The 23,834-nt window shown below is 67.4% G+C and carries 23 protein-coding genes and 1 tRNA gene; 12 read left to right on the plus strand and 12 right to left on the minus strand.

Annotated features, from left to right (window positions below; genetic code table 11):
- The first annotated feature begins 9 nt into the window (after positions 1-9).
- Positions 10-885 (plus strand): hypothetical protein, encoded by an 876-nt coding sequence (locus tag ACYVII_RS05530; RefSeq protein ID WP_460532245.1) that lies wholly within the window; start codon positions 10-12, stop codon positions 883-885.
- A 26-nt stretch (positions 886-911) separates the two neighbouring features.
- Here the strand turns inward: ACYVII_RS05530 and ACYVII_RS05535 are convergent, their stop codons facing one another.
- Together ACYVII_RS05535 and ACYVII_RS05540 are read right to left on the minus strand one after the other, a co-directional pair.
- Positions 912-2,210 carry a DUF4032 domain-containing protein gene (locus tag ACYVII_RS05535; protein WP_460532248.1) on the minus strand — a complete coding sequence of 433 codons (1,299 nt, stop codon included), beginning with the start codon at positions 2,208-2,210 and terminating at the stop codon, positions 912-914.
- A gap of 84 nt (positions 2,211-2,294) precedes the next feature.
- Entirely contained in the window at positions 2,295-3,389 is a 1,095-nt protein-coding gene (locus tag ACYVII_RS05540) for an ABC transporter ATP-binding protein (RefSeq protein ID WP_460532251.1), read from the minus strand.
- A 297-nt stretch (positions 3,390-3,686) separates the two neighbouring features.
- On the opposite strand from ACYVII_RS05540, the gene ACYVII_RS05545 reads away from it, so the two are divergent.
- Together ACYVII_RS05545 and ACYVII_RS05550 are read left to right on the plus strand one after the other, a co-directional pair.
- The gene (locus ACYVII_RS05545; RefSeq protein ID WP_460532254.1) at positions 3,687-4,607 is read left to right on the plus strand and encodes a DsbA family protein; all 921 of its coding nucleotides are present in this window, start codon (positions 3,687-3,689) and stop codon (positions 4,605-4,607) included.
- A 72-nt stretch (positions 4,608-4,679) separates the two neighbouring features.
- A tRNA-Thr gene (locus ACYVII_RS05550) sits at positions 4,680-4,752 on the plus strand.
- 33 nt (positions 4,753-4,785) lie between these two features.
- Here ACYVII_RS05550 and ACYVII_RS05555 read toward each other — a convergent pair.
- A complete protein-coding gene (locus ACYVII_RS05555) occupies positions 4,786-5,328 on the minus strand; it encodes a nitroreductase family protein (protein WP_460532257.1) in 543 nt (180 codons plus the stop codon).
- 3 nt (positions 5,329-5,331) lie between these two features.
- Positions 5,332-5,760, minus strand: a complete 429-nt coding sequence (msrB, locus tag ACYVII_RS05560) for a peptide-methionine (R)-S-oxide reductase (RefSeq protein WP_460532260.1) — start codon at positions 5,758-5,760, stop codon at positions 5,332-5,334.
- Positions 5,761-5,930: 170 nt separating this feature from the next.
- On the opposite strand from msrB, the gene ACYVII_RS05565 reads away from it, so the two are divergent.
- The 4 genes from ACYVII_RS05565 (at position 5,931) to groL (ending at position 9,071) form a co-directional block, all read left to right on the plus strand.
- Complete coding sequence (locus tag ACYVII_RS05565) at positions 5,931-6,254, plus strand: DUF3263 domain-containing protein (RefSeq protein ID WP_460532264.1); 324 nt, start codon at positions 5,931-5,933, stop codon at positions 6,252-6,254.
- An 85-nt stretch (positions 6,255-6,339) separates the two neighbouring features.
- Positions 6,340-6,903 carry a LytR C-terminal domain-containing protein gene (locus tag ACYVII_RS05570; protein WP_460532267.1) on the plus strand — a complete coding sequence of 188 codons (564 nt, stop codon included), beginning with the start codon at positions 6,340-6,342 and terminating at the stop codon, positions 6,901-6,903.
- 162 nt (positions 6,904-7,065) lie between these two features.
- Positions 7,066-7,269 (plus strand): cold-shock protein, encoded by a 204-nt coding sequence (locus tag ACYVII_RS05575; protein WP_022900747.1) that lies wholly within the window; start codon positions 7,066-7,068, stop codon positions 7,267-7,269.
- 182 nt (positions 7,270-7,451) lie between these two features.
- On the plus strand, positions 7,452-9,071 hold the full coding sequence (gene groL, locus ACYVII_RS05580; RefSeq protein ID WP_460532270.1) for a chaperonin GroEL: 1,620 nt from the start codon (positions 7,452-7,454) through the stop codon (positions 9,069-9,071).
- Positions 9,072-9,158: 87 nt separating this feature from the next.
- Here the strand turns inward: groL and ACYVII_RS05585 are convergent, their stop codons facing one another.
- The 4 genes from ACYVII_RS05585 to ACYVII_RS05600 all read right to left on the minus strand — a co-directional run bounded on the left by ACYVII_RS05585 (position 9,159) and on the right by ACYVII_RS05600 (position 13,902).
- Positions 9,159-9,449 (minus strand): WXG100 family type VII secretion target, encoded by a 291-nt coding sequence (locus ACYVII_RS05585; RefSeq protein WP_460532273.1) that lies wholly within the window; start codon positions 9,447-9,449, stop codon positions 9,159-9,161.
- Positions 9,450-9,627: 178 nt separating this feature from the next.
- On the minus strand, positions 9,628-11,100 hold the full coding sequence (locus ACYVII_RS05590; protein WP_460532276.1) for an ATP-binding protein: 1,473 nt from the start codon (positions 11,098-11,100) through the stop codon (positions 9,628-9,630).
- 143 nt (positions 11,101-11,243) lie between these two features.
- On the minus strand, positions 11,244-13,004 hold the full coding sequence (locus tag ACYVII_RS05595) for a sensor histidine kinase (RefSeq protein ID WP_460532833.1): 1,761 nt from the start codon (positions 13,002-13,004) through the stop codon (positions 11,244-11,246).
- A 205-nt stretch (positions 13,005-13,209) separates the two neighbouring features.
- The gene (locus ACYVII_RS05600; RefSeq protein ID WP_243062615.1) at positions 13,210-13,902 is read right to left on the minus strand and encodes a response regulator transcription factor; all 693 of its coding nucleotides are present in this window, start codon (positions 13,900-13,902) and stop codon (positions 13,210-13,212) included.
- A 186-nt stretch (positions 13,903-14,088) separates the two neighbouring features.
- On the opposite strand from ACYVII_RS05600, the gene ACYVII_RS05605 reads away from it, so the two are divergent.
- From ACYVII_RS05605 to ACYVII_RS05615, 3 genes are read left to right on the plus strand one after another with little or no spacing between them, the layout of a single operon-like run.
- Positions 14,089-15,324, plus strand: a complete 1,236-nt coding sequence (locus ACYVII_RS05605; protein WP_460532279.1) for an NAD(P)/FAD-dependent oxidoreductase — start codon at positions 14,089-14,091, stop codon at positions 15,322-15,324.
- Complete coding sequence (gene folP, locus ACYVII_RS05610; protein ID WP_460532282.1) at positions 15,321-16,226, plus strand: dihydropteroate synthase; 906 nt, start codon at positions 15,321-15,323, stop codon at positions 16,224-16,226. The genes ACYVII_RS05605 and folP overlap by 4 nt, the downstream gene beginning before the upstream one ends.
- 31 nt (positions 16,227-16,257) lie before the next feature.
- Positions 16,258-17,016: a pyrimidine reductase family protein gene (locus tag ACYVII_RS05615; protein ID WP_460532285.1), complete on the plus strand. Its 759-nt coding sequence runs from the start codon at positions 16,258-16,260 to the stop codon at positions 17,014-17,016.
- Here ACYVII_RS05615 and ACYVII_RS05620 read toward each other — a convergent pair.
- The 3 genes from ACYVII_RS05620 to ACYVII_RS05630 all read right to left on the minus strand — a co-directional run bounded on the left by ACYVII_RS05620 (position 17,013) and on the right by ACYVII_RS05630 (position 20,929).
- Positions 17,013-18,653 (minus strand): DEAD/DEAH box helicase, encoded by a 1,641-nt coding sequence (locus ACYVII_RS05620; RefSeq protein WP_460532289.1) that lies wholly within the window; start codon positions 18,651-18,653, stop codon positions 17,013-17,015. The two genes, ACYVII_RS05615 and ACYVII_RS05620, sit on opposite strands and share 4 nt — an antisense overlap.
- A 73-nt stretch (positions 18,654-18,726) precedes the next feature.
- Entirely contained in the window at positions 18,727-20,616 is a 1,890-nt protein-coding gene (locus ACYVII_RS05625; RefSeq protein WP_460532292.1) for a helicase-associated domain-containing protein, read from the minus strand.
- Positions 20,617-20,653: 37 nt separating this feature from the next.
- Positions 20,654-20,929 carry a hypothetical protein gene (locus ACYVII_RS05630; RefSeq protein WP_460532295.1) on the minus strand — a complete coding sequence of 92 codons (276 nt, stop codon included), beginning with the start codon at positions 20,927-20,929 and terminating at the stop codon, positions 20,654-20,656.
- Positions 20,930-20,983: 54 nt separating this feature from the next.
- Between ACYVII_RS05630 and ACYVII_RS05635 the strand changes: the two genes are divergently transcribed.
- Positions 20,984-21,364: a cold-shock protein gene (locus tag ACYVII_RS05635; protein ID WP_460532298.1), complete on the plus strand. Its 381-nt coding sequence runs from the start codon at positions 20,984-20,986 to the stop codon at positions 21,362-21,364.
- The gene (locus ACYVII_RS05640) at positions 21,357-22,286 is read left to right on the plus strand and encodes a DUF3027 domain-containing protein (protein ID WP_460532301.1); all 930 of its coding nucleotides are present in this window, start codon (positions 21,357-21,359) and stop codon (positions 22,284-22,286) included. Before ACYVII_RS05635 ends, ACYVII_RS05640 begins: the two co-directional genes overlap by 8 nt.
- Positions 22,287-22,317: 31 nt before the next feature.
- Here ACYVII_RS05640 and ACYVII_RS05645 read toward each other — a convergent pair whose 3' ends face one another.
- On the minus strand, positions 22,318-23,760 hold the full coding sequence (locus ACYVII_RS05645; RefSeq protein WP_460532304.1) for an HNH endonuclease signature motif containing protein: 1,443 nt from the start codon (positions 23,758-23,760) through the stop codon (positions 22,318-22,320).
- Positions 23,761-23,834: the final 74 nt, after the last annotated feature.

The raw sequence follows: 23,834 nt of genomic DNA on the forward strand, positions 1-23,834 counted from the left end.
CCTGAAGAGGTGGATGACCGAAGGCGGCTGCTCGAGCGCGTCTACTCCCGGGAGGGCGCGGCGGAGGAGCCGCGAGAGTACCGGGACCCGCGGAGCGGTGACACCGTCCGGATGACGCCGAGCCAGTGGGCCCTCGCCGAGTACGACCGGGCGCACCCGCAGCCATCCGCCGACGCTCCCACGGCACCGCACGATCGAGCGTCGCACGAGAAGCCCGGCCAGGGCACTAACCCGGTCCCGGCCGGCCGGGGGACGGGCGCGGGTTCATACGGCGACCAAGACTTCGACGCAGCCGAATTCGACGATGCGGACCCCGACGATGCGGACCTCGACCCGGCCCAGGCACGCACAACCGGCATGGCGTCAAGGATGCGACGGGCGGCACCCGTGCTCGTCGCTGCTGCTGCGTTCGTACTGGGCGTGCTTGTCGCAGTGGGCGTATCGACTGCAGTCGGGCATCCGGCACCGGCGACCCCCGCAGCCGCGAATACCACGACCGCAATCCCCGACGAGGACTGGCATCCGCTTCCCGGCCCGGCGGTTCGAGAGTTCCTGAACTCATCGCCGCGCGCGACAGACCTGCCCGCCGCGGTGACGAACGGATTCGTGCCGAGCTCGTTCCATCTGATCGCGGGATCGGTCTCCCTTCAGGAGAGCGCGTCGATCTACGCGGCGGAGCGCCTCAGCGACCAGTACTGCCTAGTCGCCGTGGCGAACGGCGCCCGGGTGGCCGAGACGTGCGCCACACTCTCCGACATGGCGGCGCACGGGCTCACGCTGACGAAGGACGCGGTGCGCGACGTCGACGGCCTCCCGCTGGCCGTGACGGTGACGTGGTCTACGGATGGCACGATCAGCTGGGCGGCTATGCCGTCCGTCGGCTGACCCGAAGCGCATCCTGTCGGAGATGCTCAGACCTTGGACATCCAGTCGTCGCCTTCGTCGGCCTCGTCGTCGATCACCTGCACCGGCACGGTGAACGCCTCTGTGACGGGCGCGATCACGGTCGCCTCGTCGCGGCGATGGCGCAGCACGTCGTTGATGTACGACGAAAGCGCCTCGGCGAGTGGAACGTCGCGCCCCTCTTCCTGTGACATGAACCAGCGGTGGTCGAGCAGCTGGTGGAACACCTCGGCGGGCTCCAGCTTGCCGCGCAGGTCGGCGGGAATGGCGCGTACCACCGGCTCGAACACGCGCATCAGCCACTCGTGGGCGATCGCCTCCTCGTCAAGACCCGGCTTGGCCACGGTGGCCGCGTAGGAGTCCAGATCGTTGAGCAGGCGACGCGCCTGGTTCTCGCCGGTGTCGAGGCCGGTCAGCCGCAGCAGGCGTCGCTGGTGGTGTCCAGCGTCGACGACCTTCGGCTGGATGCGCACGGTTCCGCTGTCGGTGCCGGTGCTGCGGATCGCCAGCTCCTCGATGTCGAATCCGAGCTCGTTCAGTCGGCGCACCCGCTCCGCGATGCGCCAGCGGTCGGATGCCGAGAACGACTCGCTGCCCGTGAGCTCCTTCCACAGAGACCGGTAGGCGGCCACGATGCCGCCGGACACCTCCACCGGGTCGACCTCTTCGGCCAGCCGGCCGCCCGCCTGGATGTCCATCAGCTCGCCCGCGATGTTCACCCGGGCGATCTCGAGGTCGTTCTCCCGCTGTCCGTTGGAGAGCCCGCCCTCGTAGAGCTGACCGGTCTCGGCGTCCACCAGGTAGGCGGCGAACGCGCCGGCATCGCGACGGAACAGCGTGTTCGACAGTGAGACGTCGCCCCAGAAGAATCCGATCATGTGCAGGCGCACGAGGAGCACGGCGAGTGCGTCGACGAGCCGGGTCGCGGTGTCGGGGCGGAGGGTTTGCGAGTAGAGGGCCCGGTAAGGCAGCGAGAACTTCAGGTGCCTCGTGACAAGCACGGGCTTCAGAGGCTTGCCCGAGTCATCCGTTCGACCTTCGATGACCGCTACCGGTTCCACGCAGGGCACGTCGAGTCGCTGAAGAGTGCGCAGCATGTCGTACTCGCGCCTGGCCATCTCGCCCGTCGTCTCCTTGATGGCGATGACGTAGCCGGAGAGGTTCGCGAAGCGCACCAGGTGGCGGGAGATGCCCTTGGGCAGCAGGGCGATGTGCTCGTTGGACCACTTGTCCAGCGGCAGGTTCCACGGCAGGTCGAGCAGAGCCGGATCGACGGTTGCCGCGGTGATGTTGACGGAGCCAGCCATAACTGAAAAGCCTACGTTCAAAAGGAATCACCCCGGCCCGAGCGAGGCTCGGGGCCGGGGCGATTCGATCGGAATGTGTGGGGCCTAATCGACCACGGCGCCGCCGAGGCGCTCGCCGCTCTCCGCGTCGAAGAGGTGCACGTGGCCCGGCTTCGGCGTGATGTAGACCGTCTCTCCGGCGTTCGGGTGCACGCGGCCGTCGACGCGGCCGACGATGTCGACCCGCTTTTCGTCGATCTCGGTGTGGCCGTACAGGTAGCCGTCGGCGCCGAGCTCCTCGACGAGGTCGACGGCGACCGTGAGGCCGTTGCTCGCGCTGGCGGAGACCACCACGTCTTCGGGACGGACACCGATCGTGATCTGCTTGCCGGCCTTGGCGAGAACCTCGCGGTCCACGGGAACAACGGCGGTGCCGAACTTGATGCCGCCCTCGGTCACTTCGGCGCCGAACAGGTTCATGGCGGGGCTGCCGATGAAGCCCGCGACGAACACGTTGTTGGGCTCTGCATACAGCTCACGCGGCGTTCCGACCTGCTGGAGCACGCCGTCCTTCAGCACGGCGATGCGGTCACCCATGGTGAGGGCCTCGGTCTGGTCGTGCGTGACGTAGACGGTGGTGACGCCGAGACGCCGGGTCAGCGAGGCGATCTGGGTGCGGGTCTGAACGCGCAGCTTGGCGTCGAGGTTCGACAGCGGCTCGTCCATGAGGAACACCTGCGGGCTGCGGACGATGGCGCGGCCCATCGCGACGCGCTGACGCTGACCACCGGAGAGGGCCTTCGGCTTGCGGTTGAGGTAGGGCTCGAGGTCGAGCAGCTTCGCGGCCTCCAGCACGCGCTGTGCACGCTCTTCCTTCTTCACGCCGGCGATCTTGAGCGCGAAGCCCATGTTCTCTGCAACGGTCATGTGCGGGTACAGAGCGTAGTTCTGGAAGACCATGGCGATGTCGCGGTCCTTCGGCGGAACATCCGTGACGTTCCGGTCGCCGATGAAGATGTTGCCCTCGTTGACCTCTTCGAGTCCGGCGAGCATGCGCAGCGACGTGGACTTACCGCAGCCGGAGGGGCCGACGAGCACGAGGAACTCGCCGTCGGCGATGTCGAGGTTCAGCTTGTCGACGGCAGGACGCGTGGAACCCGGATAGGTTCGCGTCGCCTCGTCGAAAGTGACTGTTGCCATGGTTATGTCTCCTTCACCGGCAGGTACGTGCCGGACGATCCGTTGTGATGGATGTTGTATGGCCATCGGTCGTCGATGACCAGAACTGATGTTACGTCACGACTCTGGCGCCCGGCGAATCGAGTGCATCCGCACCCCGCAGCAGTGCAGCGTTCACCCCGCAGCTGCGCGAATTTTCTCCAGCGCCCGTCTGGGCATTTCCCAGAGTGCCGCTCTAGGGTTGGTGCCGTTCGCATGCCGCCTCGATGCATGCCCCTCGTACCCCGCACAGCTGTCAAGCACCCGAAGTGAGATCGAATGTCCAACGGCGATCTTGAACGCCGCCCGTCCAATGGAGAACGCCGCGCGGCGACGCGCGACAAAGCGCGTCAGCTGCGTGAAGCCCACCGCAAGCAAGAGCGCCGCCGCCGGGCCGTCGTCAGGACCAGCATCATCGCCGTGGTCGTCGCTGCAGCGGCGATCGTGGCCGTCGTGATCGTCTCGTCGATCCACGCGCCCGCGCACGGGCCGGCGAACATGGCCAGCGACGGCATCCTCATCGGCAAGGGCCTGAAGGCCGAACGCACACCATCGACGGCGCCCGACGCGAAGCCTGTGGTGAACAAGCAGGACCCCTCAGCGGGCACGGTGAGCATCGTCACCTACATCGACTACCTCTGCCCGTTTTGCGGCGACTTCGAGCGCACCAACATCGACCAGATCGGCAAGCTCGTCGACAGCGGCGCCGCCACCGTCGAGATCCACCCGATACCGCTGCTGGCGAGCCGGTCCGCCGGAACAAAGTACTCCTTGCGTGCTGACAACGCGGCTGCATGCGTCGCCAACTACGACCCGAACTCGTTCTGGGCGTTCAACAAGGAGCTTTTCGAGAACCAGCCGAAAGAGAACACCACGGGGCTCACGGATCAGCAGATCAAGGACCTCGTGAAGCGCGCCGGCGTGAAGACGTACGACTCGGTGTCGAAGTGCATCGACGACGGCAGGTACGACTCGTGGGCGCAGAATGCGCTCGATCGCACGCTCACCGGGCCGATCCCGAACTCATCGGTGAAGCAGCTCAAGGCGACGCCGCTGATCCTCGTCAACGGCAAGCAGTATCAGGGGTCGCTGAAGGACCCCGACGAGTTCCGGGCCTTCATCGTTAAGGCGCAGGCCGACACATACTCCACTCCGTCGCCGACCGCGAGCCCGACTCCGACCGCCACCTCGGCCGGCTGAGCACCGCCACCTGCACGACGACCCATTAGGATGTTGCGGTGCCGTGCTGCAGTGATCGCACTGCGGGCGCGGGCCGACTTAGCTCAGTTGGTAGAGCACTTCTCTTGTAAAGAAGGGGTCGCGAGTTCGAGCCTCGCAGTCGGCTCTCTTCAAGCTCCTGATTCGTTCAGGACGCCGGTCACTCCAGAACGCTGACGAATCCTTCGGGATCGATCAGCTTCGGTGCCCCGTCGCCCTTGCCCTGCTTTCGTTCCGGCTTGCCGCCGACGTACAGCCAGCCGAGCAGGCGTTCGTGCTTGCCGAGGCCGTGCATCCTGCTCACGGCTTTCGACCTCGTGTAGTGACCGGTGCGCCACATCACGCCCCAGCCCGCCTCGTCGAGCAGCAGGCTGAGCATGTGGGCGACACCGGATGCCACGGCATCCTGTTCCCAGCCGGGCACCTTCTCGCTCTCCCGCCGCGACGACACCACGGCGATGAGCAGCGGCGCTCGGAGCGGCTTCGTCGAAGGCTCCTCCTTGTTCTCCGCCTCGGCGATCGCCGCACCGAGCCGCCGACGCGCGTCGCCGCGCAGTTCGATGAGGCGCCACGGCTTCAGCGAGCTGTGGTCGGCGACGCGACCGGCCACGGCGGTCAGCGTGAGGAGCTCGTCGTGCGAGGGGGCGGCATCCGTCACCTTCGACTGCGACCGCCTTGCCGCGATCGCCTCTCGAGCGCTCACCGGCTATGCGTCGGCGTTCTGGTCGCTCTGCTCACCCTGCGGAGCGAAGGCGAGCGAGAGCGAGTTCATGCAGTAGCGGTCGCCCGTAGGAGTGCCGAAGCCGTCGGGGAAGACGTGCCCCAGGTGCGAGCCGCAGTTGGCGCAGCGCACCTCGGTGCGCACCATTCCGAGAGAGGTGTCCTCCAGCAGTTCGACCGCCTCCGGGCGCACCGACTCGTAGAAGCTCGGCCAGCCGCATCCGGAGTCGAACTTCGTTCCGCTCTTGAAGAGCTCGGCGCCGCAGGCCGCACAGGTGTAGATGCCGGCCCGGCTCTCGTCGAGCAACTCGCCGGTCCAAGGCCGTTCGGTGGCCGCCTCGCGCAGCACCGCGTACTGCTCGTCGGAGAGCTCCTTGCGCCACTCGTCGTTCGACTTCGAGACCGTGTAAGTCATTGCTCGTTCCTTTCTCGCGTGCACCGGCGCCGAGGACCCGGGCCGCTTTGCGCACACCAAGGGTAACGAGCGCGCCTGACGGACTGTTCCGGGCACTTTCAGTTCGCTGCGCATGCCTCGCCTCTGCGGCGAAGGGGCGACCATACAATGGCGCTGGCCGGCAGGAGGTGATGGGTGTGGGTGAAGCGGAGCACGCGCCCGATCCTGCGTCCGGCGAAACCGACGACGAGTCCGTGCCACCGGAGGGGTCGTCACTGAGCGAGCGCGATCTCGCGGTGCTCGAGTTCGAACGGCGTTGGTGGAAGCACGCGGGTGCCAAGGAGCAGGCCATCCGCGATCAGTTCGGTCTTTCCGCAGCCCGGTACTATCAAGTGCTCGGCCGGGTGATCGAGTCGCCGGCAGCGCTCGTGCACGATCCGATGCTGGTGCGGCGCCTGCAACGTGTGCGCGATGCGCGCCTTGCAGCACGGGTGAACCGCCTTCGGCCTCGCTGAGCATGCCGTGACGAATCGCACAGTGCGATCCCGTACAGTCCTGAAGAGCTTCACCCGCCCGACCCCGAGGATCCTCACCTAGACCATGGCCGCCAAGTTCCCGACCGATCGCTTCGACCAGGTCCCCGACGACCTAGAACGCATCGGCGCGCACAGGGCTCCCCGGCCACGGGGTTACGGCTGGATCTGGGTCGCATGGTGCGCGGGAGCGGTGATCGTGATCGTGGGCCTCGGCGCGCTAGGCATCTTCGCCATCAACGGAACGCTGAACGTGAAGTTGCCGTTCGCCGCAGGGTCGCCTTCGGCCACGCGGACCGCGACGCCCACTCCGACGCCGACGATCACCCCGGCGGTCAACCCCGCCCTGACCCTCATAGTGCTGAACGGAACGGCGAAGGCCGGACTGGCGGCGGATGCCACGACCACGTTGAAGGCGGCAGGCTGGCAGAACATCACGCCGGCGAACGCGAGCTCGACGGACGTCAAGAAGACCACGGTGTACTACGGCGATCCGAAGAACGTGAGCGCCGCCCTCGCAGTGTCTCAGGAGCTTGCCGGAGCCCCGATCCAGGAGACGCAGGATTTCGCGGCGACCGGAGCCGACATCACTGTGGTGCTCGGCGCGGACTACGCGCCGACGCATCAGTGATCGATCCCGTCCAACGGCCAGGATCCACGTGGCCGGCAGCGGTCGCGTAACCGATTGTCTCAATCTGGACACGCCCCTCGTCCTGGGCTAGGGCTGCCGCTACTATCGGGGTTCAACGCTCGCGACCATGCGGCGTTTGCATGAAGGCAATGGGAGTAACAGATGGCGAACGGAACCGTCAAATGGTTCAACGCTGAGAAGGGCTACGGCTTCATCACCGTCGACGGTGGGGGACAGGACGTTTTCGTTCACTACTCCGCAATCGACATGAACGGCTACAAGGTCCTTGAAGAGGGTCAGCAGGTGACTTTCGAGGTCGGAACCGGATCCAAGGGTCCGCAGGCGGAATCGGTCCGTCCCGCCTGACGATCACCGAAGCGTGAAGGAGGGGTGCCGCGGATGCGGCGCCCCTCCTTCTCTTTTCGGCCGTCGCATTCCCTCGTCTTGCACTCACGAGGGTCGAGTGCCAGAATCCTTTTAGCACTCACTTCTGTTGAGTGCTAACCACTGAATCTTTCGCGTAACGTCCGGGAGGGACGAGAAACAACATGGCAAAGATCATTGCTTTTGACGAGGAGGCTCGTCGCGGCCTCGAGCGTGGCCTCAACACGCTCGCCGACGCGGTCAAGGTGACCCTCGGCCCGCGCGGTCGCAACGTCGTGCTCGAGAAGAAGTGGGGCGCGCCGACCATCACGAACGACGGCGTGTCCATCGCGAAGGAGATCGAGCTCGAGGAGCCGTACGAGAAGATCGGCGCCGAGCTCGTCAAGGAGGTCGCGAAGAAGACCGACGACGTCGCCGGTGACGGCACCACGACGGCGACCGTGCTCGCTCAGGCCCTCGTGCGTGAGGGTCTGCGCAACGTCGCGGCCGGCGCCGACCCGATCAGCCTCAAGCGCGGCATCGAGAAGGCCGTCGCCGCGGTGACCGAGCAGCTGCTCGCCGCCGCGAAGGATGTCGACACCAAGGAGCAGATCGCCGCGACGGCATCCATCTCCGCTGCCGACCCCGAGATCGGGGCGATCATCGCCGAGGCGATCGACAAGGTCGGCAAGGAGGGCGTGGTCACGGTCGAGGAGTCGAACACCTTCGGCACCGAGCTCGAGCTCACCGAGGGCATGCGCTTCGACAAGGGCTTCCTGTCGCAGTACTTCGTGACCGACCCCGACCGCCAGGAGGCGGTGTTCGAGGACCCGTACATCCTCATCGCGAACCAGAAGATCTCGAACATCAAGGACCTTCTGCCGATCGTCGACAAGGTGATCCAGGCCGGCAAGCAGCTCCTGATCATCGCCGAGGATGTCGACGGCGAGGCTCTGGCCACGCTGATCGTCAACAAGATCCGCGGCATCTTCAAGTCCGTCGCCGTCAAGGCCCCGGGCTTCGGCGACCGCCGCAAGGCTCAGCTGCAGGACATCGCGATCCTCACGGGTGGCCAGGTCATCAGCGAGGAGCTCGGTCTCAAGCTCGAGAACGTCACCCTCGACCTGCTCGGCCAGGCCCGCAAGGTGGTCATCACCAAGGACGAGACCACGATCGTCGAGGGTGCAGGCGACCCGGAGCAGATCGCCGGTCGCGTGCAGCAGATCCGCAACGAGATCGAGAACACCGACAGCGACTACGACCGTGAGAAGCTGCAGGAGCGCCTGGCGAAGCTCGCCGGCGGTGTTGCGGTCATCAAGGCCGGTGCCGCGACCGAGGTCGAGCTCAAGGAGCGCAAGCACCGCATCGAGGACGCCGTTCGCAACGCGAAGGCGGCCGTCGAGGAGGGCGTCGTCGCCGGTGGTGGCGTCGCGCTGATTCAGGCGGGCAAGGCTGCGTTCGAGACGCTCGAGCTCGTCGGCGACGAGGCGACCGGTGCGAACATCGTCAAGGTCGCCATCGAGGCGCCGCTCAAGCAGATCGCTCTCAACGCCGGCCTCGAGCCCGGTGTGGTCGCAGCCAAGGTGGCCGAGCTGCCTGCCGGTCACGGCCTCAACGCCGCGACGGGTGAGTACGGCGACCTGCTCGCACAGGGCATCATCGACCCGGCCAAGGTGACGCGCTCGGCTCTGCAGAACGCGGCATCCATCGCCGGTCTGTTCCTCACCACGGAGGCCGTCGTCGCCGACAAGCCGGAGAAGGCCGCTCCGGTCCCCGGTGGCGACGCCGGTGGCATGGACTTCTAAGTCCGCACTCCTACGCGGAAGGGCGCCCCTCGGGGCGCCCTTCTTGCATTCTGGCGTCTTGCGTGCTCGGGTCTTGCCTCTGTGACCTCACACGGCGAAGAGCTTCGTGTTGGTCAGCTCGACCTCGGCGTAGTGCTGCCCGGCTTGGCCGAGCGCCTGGTTGATGGCGGCCAGCGACTCCTCGACCTGCTGCTGCGTCGCCCGCCACTGGTTCACGACCGACTGGAACGACTCGGACGCGTGTCCGCTCCACGTTCCCTGCAGTCCGGTCAGCTGCCCCAGCAGGCCCGCCACCTCGCTCTGGATGCGACTCATCGAGCCGCGCACTGCGGCGGTCGCCGCGATCATCTGATCGCTGTCCACCCGGTATGTCGTCATGGTTCCTCCTGTTCGTGTCGCATGCCGCAGGGTTCGGCTCTCCGTTCGTGCAGAGCTGCGGCATCCACTGCTCCGACGCTACGAAGACGCGCGCGGTCGGTCGGGACGAGAAGGCCGATCCGGGGACGGCGCGGCGGACCGCGTGCTGGGGAGGGGAAGAGGAATCCGGTCTCGACGGTTACGCCAGAAGCAGGGCGACCATAGGGGCAGGCACTGCCCATACGTCACCATCGACGTCGAGCACCGACTTCGTCGCCATGATCCCGCGCCCGTACTTGCCGTCGATGACTCGCGCCTCGGCACGCCATCCGGTGTCCACCCATTTGCCCTCGATCGGCACAGTTGTGGAGTGCGCGCCGTCGACGGGAACCCGCACGGGTGCGAAGTCGATCTCGTTGTTCGACTCGGTTCGTGCGTAGCCGACGGAGTCGTCGGAGAGCCAGCGGCCCTCATCCAGTGCCTCGATCGCGCGCGCCAGCGTCACGCCGAGCGCCGACTCGGTGAGCCGCGTGAAGTCCGGGGCGGGCAGTCCGGGGCTGACGATCGACGGGATCCACGCCAGCAGCGGGTCGGCGAGGTAGAGCTTGTAGTGCGCGCCCACCACCCGATCGCCCTTTTCGCGCACCTGGTTGCAGCGCAGCGCCGCGTGGGTGCTGATCAGCCGGTCGACGCGCGCGGTGAAGGTGGGCCGGCTCGGGTAGCCGAGATCCTGCGCCGTGGTCGTCAGGTTGATCGGGCTGCTCATCCGCTCGCTGATGCCGCGCAGGAGCAGCGTGGTGGTGTTGGTCGGAGCATCAGGATCGACGTCACGCCGCAGCCAGGCGTGCAGGTCGCGGGCGTAACCGTCCGACACGGCCCCGGCTCGGGTGTGCTCGAAGACGGCGCGCGGGAAGCCGCCGCAGGTGAGGTAGTCCTGCCAGGCGAGGTCGAGATCGTCGACCACGAACTGCAGCTCGTCGAGCGCGTTCCGGGCATCCTCTCCCTGCAGGTGCGCCGGGTTGACCGCGGGAACGACGGGGAGTCCGGGGTAGGCGGCGGTGAGGAAGTCGCGGAACGTCATCGGGAGCAGCTGACGGATGCGATGGGACCCGCTCGAACCCGCGCGCCCGGCCAGCAGGTTGCCCTGGATGTCTTCGGACTGCGCCCACCTGCTCCCCGTGACGACCACGGTGTCGTCGCCGAACGGGGTGGTGTCCCGCGCCAGCTTGAGCGCACTGGTCCAGCCCGTCACCATGCTGATCTCATCGAACAGCCACACCCGTGGCCGTGGCTTCGGCTGATCGACGGAGCGGGTCAGCATGCGCGCGAGTGTGAGCGTACGCGTGACGTCTCTGCCGCGCATGGTGTCGCACGGCACGTAGACGACCTGACGCGGATCCATGCCGGGCAGCGTGCAGAGGTTCGCGGCGGCATCCAGTAGCGCCACCGACTTGCCTATGCGCCGCGGGCCGGTGAGCACGACGAGCCGCCCGTCGGGCTCGACGCTCGCGACGTCGTCGAGGATGCCGGCGCGATAACCGAGTTCGTACCGCGTACGTTCGCGGAGCGTGCGGTTGCCCGCCACCCAGGTCGTCGGGTCAGCGCCGCGGGCTGCGGCGGTCCACCACGGGTTGTTCTCGGTGAGGAGTCGTCTCAACTCGTCGTCGCGCACGCGGCCACGGTAACGCGCGGCCCGTCGGATGCGCGGGCGAATCGCCGAAGAAGTCGCTTGCCAGAAGGGGAGAGGTGCGAGGCCTTAGGGTTTGCCATACGCCCGGCAGTTCTCGACTGTCTACCTTGCCAGAAGGGGAGGAGTCAGGCGCGCTCCGCCGGTCGCGGTGCGTTCGGCGAATCGGCCAGCGGGAGCGTCACTCGGAATGTCGCGCCGCCGCCGGGCGTCTCGACGACATCGACCGTCCCGTGGTGTGCACTGACGATCGAGGCCACTATCGCCAGGCCCAGTCCGCTGCCCCCGGTCTCCCGAGTGCGGGACGTGTCGGCTCGCCAGAACCGCTGGAAGATCTTCTCCCTGATCTGCGGAGGGACGCCTTCGCCGTGGTCGATCACCGATAGAACGGCAACTTCGCGTTCCGGAGCGACCGAGACGCCGATCTCCAGAGGGCTGCCGGCGGGGGTGTACCGCACCGCGTTGCCGATCAGGTTGGCGATCACCTGCCGGAGCTTGTTCTCCTCGGCCATGACCAGCGCCCGCACTGTCGGCGGCTCGGGAATGTCGGCGAGTTCCAGCGGCACCGTCTCCAGGCCCGGCTCCGACCTGCGGGGTCTGCGCCGCAGACGTGCGAGCGTTGCGCCGGCGAACCCGATCGGTCCCGTCGAGTTAGGGTTCTTCGGCGTGTTCGCGTTCCGGGGCTGACGTCCGGTCGTCGTGCGGGTGCCCATGGATGCCTGTTCGCCCGCGGCATCCTCCGGCTCGGGCTCCGCGGCCCGCTCCTGAACCGAAGGGCCCGGCGGGGGCGGTGGGAGCGGCGGCAGCGACAGCACGACGGACACCGTGCGGTCCGGGTTGCCGGCGTTGGCATCAAGAGCGGCGTCGTGTGCCAGCGGCACCAGGTTGACCTCGGTGAGGGTCAGCGGCTTCGTCTCGTCGAGGCGGGCGAGCTCGAGCAGGTCCTCCACCAGGAGGCCCATGCGTACCGCTTCCTTCTCGATGCGATCCATCGCCTGTGCGACCTCTTCGGGCGACTGCAGGGCGCCCATACGGTACAGCTCCGCGTAACCACGCACCGAGACGAGTGGCGTTCGCAACTCGTGGCTGGCATCCCCGACGAACCGGCGCATCTGATCGATGGTGCGCGCCCGATCTTTGAACGCCTGGTCGATGCGGTTCAGCATGGTGTTCAGGGAGCGGTTCAGCCTGCCCACCTCGGTGTTGGGCGTTGCGCCGCCGAGGCGCTGGCTGAAGTCGCCGTCGGCGATCTCCGCAGCAGTGCGCTCCACCTCGCGAAGCGGCCGGAACGTCGTCGTGACGAGCGCCCGGGTGAGGAACGCACCGATGATGACGACGATCACGCCGAAGCTGAAGAAGATCGACAGATAGCTGGCCAGCGTGATGTCCAGAGGCGAGGTCGACACGGCGATGATCGCCGTTCCGTACGTCGGTGCCGCGCCTTGCAGTTGTACCACCGTGCACACGCTGCGGAATGAGCTGAGACCGTCGCGGCTCTGCAGCCACCCGGCACCCTGATTGGCGCAGGCTGCGCCCTCGTTCAGGCTCATCCGGCTCGGCACAGCAGGCTTCTTGCCGGCGGGCACGGTCTTCCAGTTCTCGTCGAGCTGTGCGCCATCGGCTCCGTAGAGCACTACGTAGAAGCTGGCCGTGTTGTTCTGGCCGATGACCGGGCCGTTGCTCTTCTTCGCATCGCTCGGCAGGATCGCGTTGATGCTGTCGGGCTGCGATGCGATGGCCTCGAGCTGCTGGTCGAACAGGTTGATCAGCACTGGCTTGAAGAGCAGCATCGTGCCGAGGCCGGCGACGAGCAGTCCGAACGTGAGCACCAGAACGGTGACGCCGGTGATCTTCGTACGCAGCGAGATCGAGTTCCACTTATCGATCATCGTGCTCACATTCTGAGCCTAGGCGCCCGAGGACGAGGAATGCCTGGGCGCGGCCGCGTCTCGAGGACGAGGAATGCCTGGGCGCGGCCGCGTCTCGATGACGTGACACGCTCTCGGTCGCGGCGGCGTGTACGCGGCGACGAACGCGGCCATCTCGAGTAGTCGACCGCGGCGCGCCGGGCGGGGACCGGCGCGCAAAACAAGCTCAGACCTTCGCTGCCTTCAGCATGTAGCCGAAACCGCGCTTGGTCTGGATGAGCGGCTCAGTGGAGTGCGCGTCGACCTTGCGGCGCAGGTAGGAGATGTAGCTCTCCACGATGCCGGCATCCCCGTTGAAGTCGTACTCCCACACGTGATCGAGGATCTGCGCCTTCGACAGCACCCGGTTCGGGTTGAGCATGAGGTAGCGCAGCAGCTTGAACTCGGTGGGGGAGAGCTCGATCGCGGTGTCGCCGACGAACACCTCGTGCGTGTCCTGGTCCATGGTGAGCTCGCCGGCACGGATGATCGCATCGTCGTCGGCCTGCATCGTGCGGCGCAGGATGGCTTTGATGCGCGCCACGATCTCGTCGAGGCTGAACGGCTTCGTGACGTAGTCGTCGCCACCGACGGTGAGGCCGGTGATCTTGTCTTCCGTGTCGTCCTTCGCAGTGAGGAACAGGATGGGTGCGGTGTAGCCGGCTCCGCGGAGCCGCTTGGTGACGCCGAAGCCGTTCATGTCGGGCAGCATGACGTCGAGGATGATGAGGTCGGGCTCCTCCTCCAGTACGGCGCTGATCGCCTGCGCCCCGTTGCCGACGGCGCGCACGGCGAAGCCGGCGAATCGCAGGCTGGTGGTGAGGAGGTCGCGAATGTTCGGCTCGTCGTCGACGATGAGAATGCGGGGTCCGGTGCTCATGCGCACCAGTCTCTGCGCGTTGGCTGGATTCATCCTGTGAGTCTGTCGTGCGACATCCAGTCGAGCGACGTGTGCGAACCGGGGGCGAACTTAGCGCTGAGCCCACGCTCGCGGCCTAGGTGAATACGGGGTCGCTGTTGAACAATCGAGTCAGGTGCAGCGCCCGCAGCCGAGGAAGGGATACCGATGTCCACGCAGGAAATCGTCATCGTCGGAGGTGGTCTCGCCGCAGGCACAGCCGCAACGACTCTGCGCGAGGAGGGTTACGACGGTCGTCTGACGCTCGTCGCGGCCGAAGAGCACACGCCGTACATCCGCCCGCCGCTGTCGAAGGGGTATCTTGCCGAGCTGGACGAGTCAGAGCTGTGGGTGCAGCCGGATGACTGGTGGCGCGAGCACGACGTCGACCTGCGTACCGGCCGTCGTGTCGACGCCCTCGACCTTCGTGAGCGTTCGGTCACGGTGGAGGGTGGCGACAGCCTTCCCTTCGACCGGCTGCTGATCGCGACAGGTGCGACGCCGAAACGGCTGGACGTGCCGGGGGCCGATGCCGGCGGCATCCACTACCTGCGAACGATCGAGGATTCCCGGGGCATCCGCGAGGCCACGGCCGACGGCGACAAGCGTGTGGTCGTGGTCGGATCCGGGTGGATCGGCATGGAGGTCGCGGCAACGGTCAGAGAGTTCGGCAACGAGGTCACGGTCGTGTCGCACGCACAGGTGCCGCTGTCGACCGCGGTCGGAGACGAATTGGGCGAGGTATTCGCGCGGCTGCATCTCGATCACGGGGTGCGGCTGGTGCGCGGCGCGGCGGTGCAGGAGTTCCGCGTGGAAGACGGCCGGGTCACCGGTGTTCGTTACGAGGGCGGCGAGGTCGACGCGGACGTCGTGGTCGTCGGCACCGGTGCGGCTCCCCTCGTCGGCATCGCGAAGGATGCCGGGCTGGAGGTGGGAAAGGGCGTACTGGTCGACGCGGGAATGCGCACGGGCGTCGAAGGCGTCTTCGCGGTGGGCGATGCGGCCGATCCGTTCCACCCTGTGGTCGGGCAGCGGATGCGCAGCGAGCACTGGGCGAACGCGATCGGCACAGGTCGTACTGCAGCACTCAACCTGCTCGACCGCGGCGTGGAGTACGACGACATCCCGTACTTCTACACCGACCAGTTCGACCTCGGAATGGAGTACTCCGGGTATCGGCCCCTGATGGACGGCGCCCACGTCGTCTATCGCGGTGACGTTCCAGGTCGCGAGTTCGTGTCGTTCTGGGTGGCGCCGGATGGCCGTGTCGTGGCCGGTATGAACGTGAACGTGTGGGATGTCAACGAACAGGTTCAGGCGCTGATCCGTGAGGGGCGACCCGTGGACGAGGGCCGGCTCTCCGATCCGAGCGTGCCGCTGAACGAACTCCTGGCCGACGCGTGAGCGTCTACCTGCCGCCGCTGCGAGACCCCGTTCGCACGATCGGCGAGCACACCTTCGACTTCTCTCAGCGGGTGGCCGTGATGGCCGTGGTGAACCGCACCCCCGACTCGTTCTACGACCGCGGGGCGACGTTCGCTCTGGATGCCGCGGTGCACGCGTGCCTCACCGCCGTCGAGCACGGGGCGGACTGGATCGACATCGGCGGTGTGCCGTTCAAGCCGGGGCCGTCGCTGCCGGTCGAGGAGGAGATCGCACGAGTCGTTCCGGTCATCGAGGCGTTGCGGCGGGAGTCCGACGTGGTCGTCTCGGTGGACACGTTCGAGCCGGAGGTCGCACAGCACGCGATCGTGGCGGGAGCGGACGTGATCAACGACACCACGGGCATCCACGACCGGCGGCTCGCCGAGGTGGTCGCGGACAGCGACGCCACGCTGGTGATCACGCACAGCCTGGCCGAGCCGCGGACCGTGTACCCGCGGCCGCAGTACGACGACGTGGTGAAGGAGGTCGCGGCGTTCCTTCAAGACCGCATCGAGCTCGCGGTGTCGCTGGGGGTTCCCGAGTCGCGCATCGTGATCGACCCAGGGCACGACCTCAACAAGAACACGCTTCACACGCTCGAGCTGACGCGCCGGTTCGACGAGATCGCGGCGCTCGGGCTGCCCGCGCTCGCCGCGGTGTCGAACAAGGACTTCATCGGCGAGACGCTCGACGTTGACCGGGCCGACCGGTTGGAGGGATCGCTGGCGGCGGCCGTGTTCTGCATCGCGCAGGGGGCTCGGGTGGTGCGCATGCACAATGTGCGTGAGTCCGTCGCGGCGGTGCGGATGACCGAGGCGATCCTGGGCCTTCGTGAGCCCGTGTACCTGAAGCACAACATGGGCGACTTCAACGAGGAGTGACGACGATGGGCGAGTTCGAGGGGTCCCGGCGGTGAGCGACGATCGAGCCGCGATCGATTCACTGTGGCCGGTGACGGCATCCGATCTCGATGACGACGCCGTCATCGCCTGCTACGAGGAGGATGTCGCGGACCGGTGGGTGCGGGTCAACTTCGTGTCGTCTATCGACGGCTCCGCGACCCAGGCCGGGCGTTCCGGCGCACTCTCGGATGCCGCCGACAAGCGCGTCTTCGCTCTCCTGCGCCGAGTGTGCGACGTCGTGCTCGTGGGCGCGGGCACCGTGCGGGTCGAGGGGTACGGGGGCATGCGGGTGGATGACGCGTCCGCAGCGTGGCGGACATCGCACGGCTTCGCGTCGCAGCCCACGCTGGCCATCGTGTCGGGCGATCTCGGGCTCGACCCTGCCAGTGAGGTCTTCACCAAGGCTCCGGTGCGGCCGATGGTGCTCACCGTGGCGGCTGCACCAGAGGCGCGGCGGGAGGCGCTCGCGCAGGTGGCCGACGTGATCGAGTGCGGTGAGGCATCCGTCGATACCGCCATAGCGGTGCGGATGCTCGCAGAACGCGGTCTGAACCGGGTGCATTGCGAGGGCGGTCCGCATCTGTTCGGCACGTTCGCCGCCGAGCGCACGCTGGACGAGCTGTGCCTCACCGTCAGCCCCGTGCTGGAGGGCGGCCTCGGCAAACGCATCATCGACGGGGCGCCGCAGCTGCCGCTGGACATGCGGCTTGCTCAGGTGCTGCGCTCAGGCGACACGCTGCTGCTGCGGTACACGGCCTACACGGCCTAAGCGGCCAGCGCGCCCGCGTCGACGATGGTGTAGCTGTAGCCCTGCTCGGCAAGGAAGCGCTGGCGGTTCTGCGCGAAATCCTGGTCGACGGTGTCGCGGGCGACAAGAGTGTAGAAGTTCGCGGACAGTCCGGATTCCTTGGGGCGCAGGAGCCGGCCGAGGCGTTGCGCCTCCTCCTGCCGTGAGCCGTACGACCCGCTGACCTGGATGGCCACGGTGGCCTCCGGCAGATCCACCGAGAAGTTCGCCACCTTGCTCACCACGAGCACGGGCGTCGTGCCGTCTCGGAACTCCTGGTAGAGGCGTTCCCGCTCGTCCACGGGAGTGGAGCCGGTGAGCTGCGGCGCGTTCAGGGCATCCGCCAGCTCGTCGATCTGGTCGAGGTACTGGCCGATCACCAGGATGCGTTCGCCGGCGTGCCGCGCGACGAGGTGGCGCACGACGTCGAGCTTCGCGGGCGCGGTCGCCGCCAACCGGTAGCGTTCGTCGTCCGCCGCGGCAGCGTAGGAGAGCCGCTCGGACGCCGGCAGGTCGATCCGCACCTCGTAGCAGGCTGCGGGGGAGATGAAGCCCTGCGACTCGATCTCCTTCCACGGTGCGTCGAACCGCTTGGGGCCGATGAGTGAGAAGACGTCGCCCTCGCGGCCGTCTTCGCGCACCAGCGTCGCGGTGAGTCCGAGCCTGCGACGCGCCTGCAGCTCCGCAGTGAGCTTGAACACCGGAGCGGGCAGCAGGTGCACCTCGTCGTAGACGATGAGCCCCCAGTCGAGTGCGTCCAGCAGGCTGAGGTGCGCGTACTGGCCCTTCCGTTTGGCGGTGAGGATCTGGTAGGTCGCGATCGTGACGGGCCTGATCTCCTTGACCTGGCCCGAGTACTCGCCGATCTCCTCCGCGGTCAGGCTCGTGCGGCGCAGCAGTTCGTCTCGCCACTGCCGGGCGGACACCGTGTTGGTGACGAGGATCAACGTCGTCGTCTTCGCCGTCGCCATCGCTCCTGCGCCGACCAGCGTCTTGCCCGCGCCGCACGGGAGAACGACGACACCGGATCCCCCTTCGAAGAAGTTCTGGACCGCTTTCGTCTGGTAGTCCCGCAGGTGCCAGCCCGTCTCATCCAGAGCGATCTCATGCGGCGTACCCGGCGTGTATCCGGCGAGATCTTCGGCGGGCCAGCCGAGCTTGACCAGTTCCTGTTTGAGGTGTCCGCGCGCCCAAGCCGCAACCACGAAGGCGCCGTCGTCGCGTCTCTCGCTGAGAAGTGGTGAGATTCGCTTGGCTCCCGACACCTCACGCAGAACGGCCTCGTCTGTGCTGCGCAGCACGAGTACGCCTTCCTCGTCGCGCTCGATCAGTAGCCGGCCGTACCTGGCGACGGTCTCCTTGATGTCCACGGCAACCGTCTGCGGGATCGGGAACTTCGAGTACGTCTCGAGAGTCGTCAGCATGTCGGATGCCTGATGTCCTGCTGCACGTGCATTCCACAGTCCCAGCCGCGTGATGCGGTACGTGTGGATGTGCTCCGGCGCGCGCTCGAGTTCCGCGAAGACGGCGAGGTCGTGCCGGGCATCCTCAGCCTGGGGATGCGCCACCTCGAGCAGCACGGTCCGGTCGCTCTGCACGATCAGGGGTCCATCAGACATAGCAGACGAGTCTATTCTCGTCGGCCCTGCGCCCGCTGGAACGATGCACCTCTGTGCGCCGAGCCGGAGGCCCTCATGGCGTGCGCACTGCGCGGATGCTCGCCACCGGCAGCGTTCGCTCGATGTCGCTGGCGCGGTCGCGGCCCCGTAGTCGTCCGCCGCCGAGCCCGGTTGGCTCCAGCGTGAACTCGAGCTCGCGGCCGTCAGGCAGCGCCACCGTGACGGTCACGATGGTGCGAGACCGCACGGCCGACTCGAGCTGGCGGTTCAGCCAGGCCTCCGCGCCGCCCTGACCATCTGTACTCTCGGCGGATCGCAACCGCTGCACCACGAGTTGGGCGGTATCGGTGGATTCTCTGGGCTCCGGATGCCCGAGCCTGCGTCGCACCCGCAGTTGGCGGCCGTCGGAGTCTTCCGCCACGACAGGGTAGTGGGCGTCGACGAGCGCCCAGTATGCGACGTCGATCGGGAACCTCGACGTGAGCTCGCCGTCGGATGCCGGTCGCAGCCCGAGCGCTGCCAGCGACTGGTCGACCGCGATCGTGTTCAGGAGCTCGCGGTCGCCGGAGTGCACGACCGATCCCGTTCCGGCCGCCGAATCGGCCGCCCGCACCCGCACTCGCCCATAGCGGGATGCCGCCTCGTCGATGAGGTAGGCGACGGGCTGCGGTAGGCCTGTCAGCGAGATGGAACCGATGAACTCGCGTAACGACTGCGCGGTCTCTCCCGCTGCGATCGCCCGGTGCAGCGAGGAGGGCGACACGCGGAAGCTCGCCGCCAGTCCGGTGCCTTCGGCGTCGGCGAGCGTGCGCAGCCGGGCATCCAGCGATGGGATGAGGGGGCCGGGAGCAACGATCGAGAGGTCGTGCTGAACATACACGCGGTCGACTTCGGCGGGGAATCTTGCGCGCAGAACCTCGGCTGCGGCATCCGGACCGCGTTGCAGAAGCGTGATGCCCGCTGTGCTCGGTGCAGCGTTCGCGGTGATGCCGAGAAACTCGGCGTGCGCTTCCACCTCGTTCACGCGCCGGTCGAGGGAGGCGTCCGCCGCGGGATAGCGCCATCTCGCATAGCCGCGCAGCGCATCGCCCCAAGAGGCGTGTGCACGCTCCACCATGAGCGGACGGATGTCTGCAGGCACCGATTCGAGCCAGGTTCCGGCGAGTCGCGCCCAGCGTTCCGGTGTGGAGAGGGCTGCCCACGCCTCGGCGGCGTCGGTCGGCAGCCACACGGCTCCTTCCCGGGAGACGAGTCCGGAGCTGTCGGCGAGCCAGTGCACGGTCGCGACGTCGTCCGCTTCGATTCCGAGGGCCGACGCGATGCGGCGGGTGTCGGGGAGGGCGAGGCCGCCCTTCTGCAGCTCCCGCGCCGGTTCCCGCTCCAACTCGTAGACGAACTCCGCCACGGCGCCGGCTGCGACGAAGGCTCTCTCGGCGGCGAGCCGGTCGACGAACCGGCGGTCCACGTCGGGAACACTGGCGAGCGCCGCGGGCTTGCCGGATGCCGCCAGCCTGCGTCCCGGCACCCCGTCGCCGTCCGCCCATGCGACGAAGCGGGCTGCGACGCCCGGGTAGAGCGCGAAGACGGTTCCGCTTTCGTCCCTTGAGTCGCCATCCGCCGCGTCCATGGCACGCTCGGCCAGGAAAGTGTCGACAAGTGCATCCAGGTCGTCGCGCACGGAGGAAACAGAGGCATCGGTTGCGCCCCATGACCGGAGGCACGCGGCCGCTTGCTCGGCCGTCGCCGCGCCACCATGGTCGGCAAGGGCGGCGAGTGCGGCGAGCACCGGACGCGGCAGCGGCGCCAGGGCGTGCTGCACCGAAGGCGATTCGAGCAGTGCGTCGGCGAGGTCGAAGAAGTCCTCGATGCGTGATCGGGTGAGCCCTCGGCCGTCGATGAGGTCGTGGAGGCTCTGATCGTCGAGTCCGCCGAGTCGTTCGGCCAGCGACAGGGTGCTGGTCATGTGGGCTCGGGACTCGTCACGCGCAACCCCGCGGCCGTTACCGGCTCGCCTTCCGGTTCTGCCTGCTGCGCCCGAAGAGACTTACCACGAGCAGCACGATGATGAGCACGAAGGCGATCGGCAGTGCGCCCAGAGGCAGCAGTTCGACCGTTGGCCAGATTCCCCTGCCTGCGTTCTGGTCGGGGCCCGCCCCCAACCACGTTCCGATCATCAGCACGAAAAAGCAGACGATCGAGAGAATGACCAGCCCGGCCGCGATGAACGCCAGCATGCGCTGCGCGCGGGATACGGAGCGGGGCGTCTCGTCGGTCACGAATCAAGGATAATTGAGGTTGCACGAGCAACGTTCCCCCGAAAGAGGTCTCCCATGCCGACCGGCAAGGTCAAGTTCTACGACGAGGAGAAGGGCTTCGGTTTCATCGCCCAAGACGGCGGTGGCGAGGTCTTCCTTCACGCGTCGGCCCTGCCCGAGGGTGCCGTCGTGAAGGCGGGCACGCGGCTCGAGTTCGGTGTCGCCGAGGGCAAACGCGGCGCGCAGGCGCTGTCGGTGCGTGTGATCGAGCGTGCGCCGAGCCTGTCGAAGATGAACCGCAAGTCCGCCGACGACATGGCGGTGATCATCGAAGACCTCGTGAAACTCCTCGATGGAATCGGGGCGGGACTCAAGCGCGGTCGTTACCCGGATACCGCGCACGGCCGCAAGATCGCCGCGGTGTTGCGGCGCGTGGCGGACGATCTGGATGCCTGAGCAACGCACCGACGAGACAGGAGCGGCCCAGACGGCAGCGGCCCAGACGGCAGCGGCCCAGACGGCAGCGGCCCAGACGGCAGCGGCCGAGAGTGTGACGGAGGAATCCGCAGAGAAATCAGGCGAGGTCGCATCCCAGGAAGCGCTCGGCGATCCTCCGGTCGCGGATGAGCGACTGCTCGCTGCGCACGATCTCGCGAAGACGGCACTGCTGGAGATCACGCCGGAGGCCACCATCGGGCAGGTCGTCGGCCACGTCGTCGAGGGCGACCATGTGCTCTCACTGTTGTTCGAGTGCACGATGCTGGGGTATCCCGGCTGGCGCTGGACGGTCTCGCTCGCCCGGGTCGATGCGGATGCCGAGCCCGTCGTGCTCGAGACTGAGCTTCTCCCGGGTGAGCAAGCCCTGCTCGCGCCGGACTGGGTGCCGTGGTCAGAGCGTCTCGCCGAGTACCAGGCCGCCCAGGAGGCTGCCCGAGCTGCGGGTGCGGATGAGGATGCCGCGCCCGATGCCGACTCTGGTTCGGGCGACAGCCTCGACGAGAACGACGACCTTGACGGAGCTGAGGATCTCGACGACGAGGACGACATCGACGACGAGGGCGATCTCGACGAGGACGACGACATCGACGGCATCGACATCGACCTCCACGACGAGGACGAGTCCGACGACGTCGCCGACGATGACGACACCGATGACGTCGACGTGGAGGCCGACGACATCGCCGGAGCCGAGGCCGCGTCGCTGGAGGACGACGAGATCGGCACCGACGAAGCAGAGGACGGCGACACGGTCGACGAAGACACGGACGATGGCGACACCGACGCTGGCGACACGGTGGGCGGCAACACAGTCGGCGACGAGACGGACACCGTCGACACGGACGCCGTCGAGACGGACGCCGACAACAACGCTTCGTAGCGCGCTGGGCGCTCCCACGACCGCCGCGTGTTCATGCGGCGGCTAAGACATCGGGCAGTTCGAACCTTGCCCTGCCGCCGAGTCGTGGTGTTCGGGACGCGTCGATCTGTGGCGGTGGAATGAACCAGACCTGCCCGTTGGTGATGCGGATGTCCCAGTCGTCTTGATGTATTCGGGCGTGGCATGGTGGGCACAGCAGTACCCCGTTGTCCAGGTCGGTGGGCCCGGTGTCACGTTTCCACCACAGGATGTGGTGTGCTTCGGTGTACGCCACGGCGAGGCCGCAGCACGAGCATCCGCCGTCGCGTTCGCTCAGTGCGATGCGTTGCGCGGCAGTGAACGTCCGGGCGGTGCGCCCCAGGTCGAGCGGAACACTGTCGGTGCCCAGTACCGCGGGGATGATGCCGGCCGTCGCAGCCATGCGCCGCAGGGTGCCGGCGGAGACCGGGTGATCCAGGCCGTCGATCCGGCCGTGACCGACACCGTCGACCAGGGTGTCGAGGTTCATCCGCACCACCACGGTCGTGGATGCGGTGGCCGGGACCTGGTTGCAGCCCAGCACGTGCCGGGCGATCATCGCCAACGCGTCGGCCTGCATCTGCGGAACGCTGCGCATGTCCGCGATCACGGGACCATCCGCGTCATCGTGCGGAGTGTCGCCGCTTGAATCACCACCGGGCCGTGCTGCACGGATGTCGCGGGTGACGATCGCTTCGATCGCCGCTTTCACCGGGGCGGCGGTCTCCGGATCCAGGCGGGCGGTCAACCGGACCATCCCGTTGGTGTCTTGCCGGATGGTCAACGACCGGTCGGCACGGAGCTCTTCCTCACGTGGGGCGACGCCGTCCTGATCCAGACGCGCCTCCGCTTCACGGATCACCCGCAGCAGCAGATCGAACGGGAGGCCGGCTGCGCGTTCGGCGAGCACTTTCTCCATCGCTTCGGCCTGCCCGGCATCCGCACCAGGCGCGACCCTTCGCAGCATCCCGGTGATGGCATCCGCCGCATCAAGACCGATCGCACCGGAAGCCAGCGCGGCCGCCACGTGCGGATGCGCCGGCGGCAACTGCTCACCGGTCAGCGCCCGCCGCGGTGCGGTGCCGGTACCGACGGCGATGAGCTTGGCCGCCTCGGAGGCCCGCCCACCAGTGGAAGCGGCGACCAGATGCACCGGGTTCAGGAACCCGCGCTTCTTCGCCAGGCCCTCACGTCCGAGTTCAGCAGGCGAACGTCTGGCCACTTCAGCAGCGGCACGAGCGAGAAGAGCCTGCCCGTCACGCACCAGCTGCGCCACCGCATCCGTGACCGCGACCAGGTCGCCGTCTGACATCGACTCCACCACCGAGACTTCGTCTGCTTCCGCCTCACAGAAAGCGCGACCAACGAGTGACGAATCGGCGCCGCCGAACGCCTCGGACCACGCAGCACAGACCGCGTCGAGATCACTCGACAAGTGCTGCAGGGGCTTCGTCATGCACCCATACTCGCCGACGCCACCGACATTTCTTCGAGTATCGATGTCCTTGTGAACAAGCGAAGTTCGTACGT

It is taken from the genome of Humibacter ginsengiterrae (assembly GCF_054780115.1).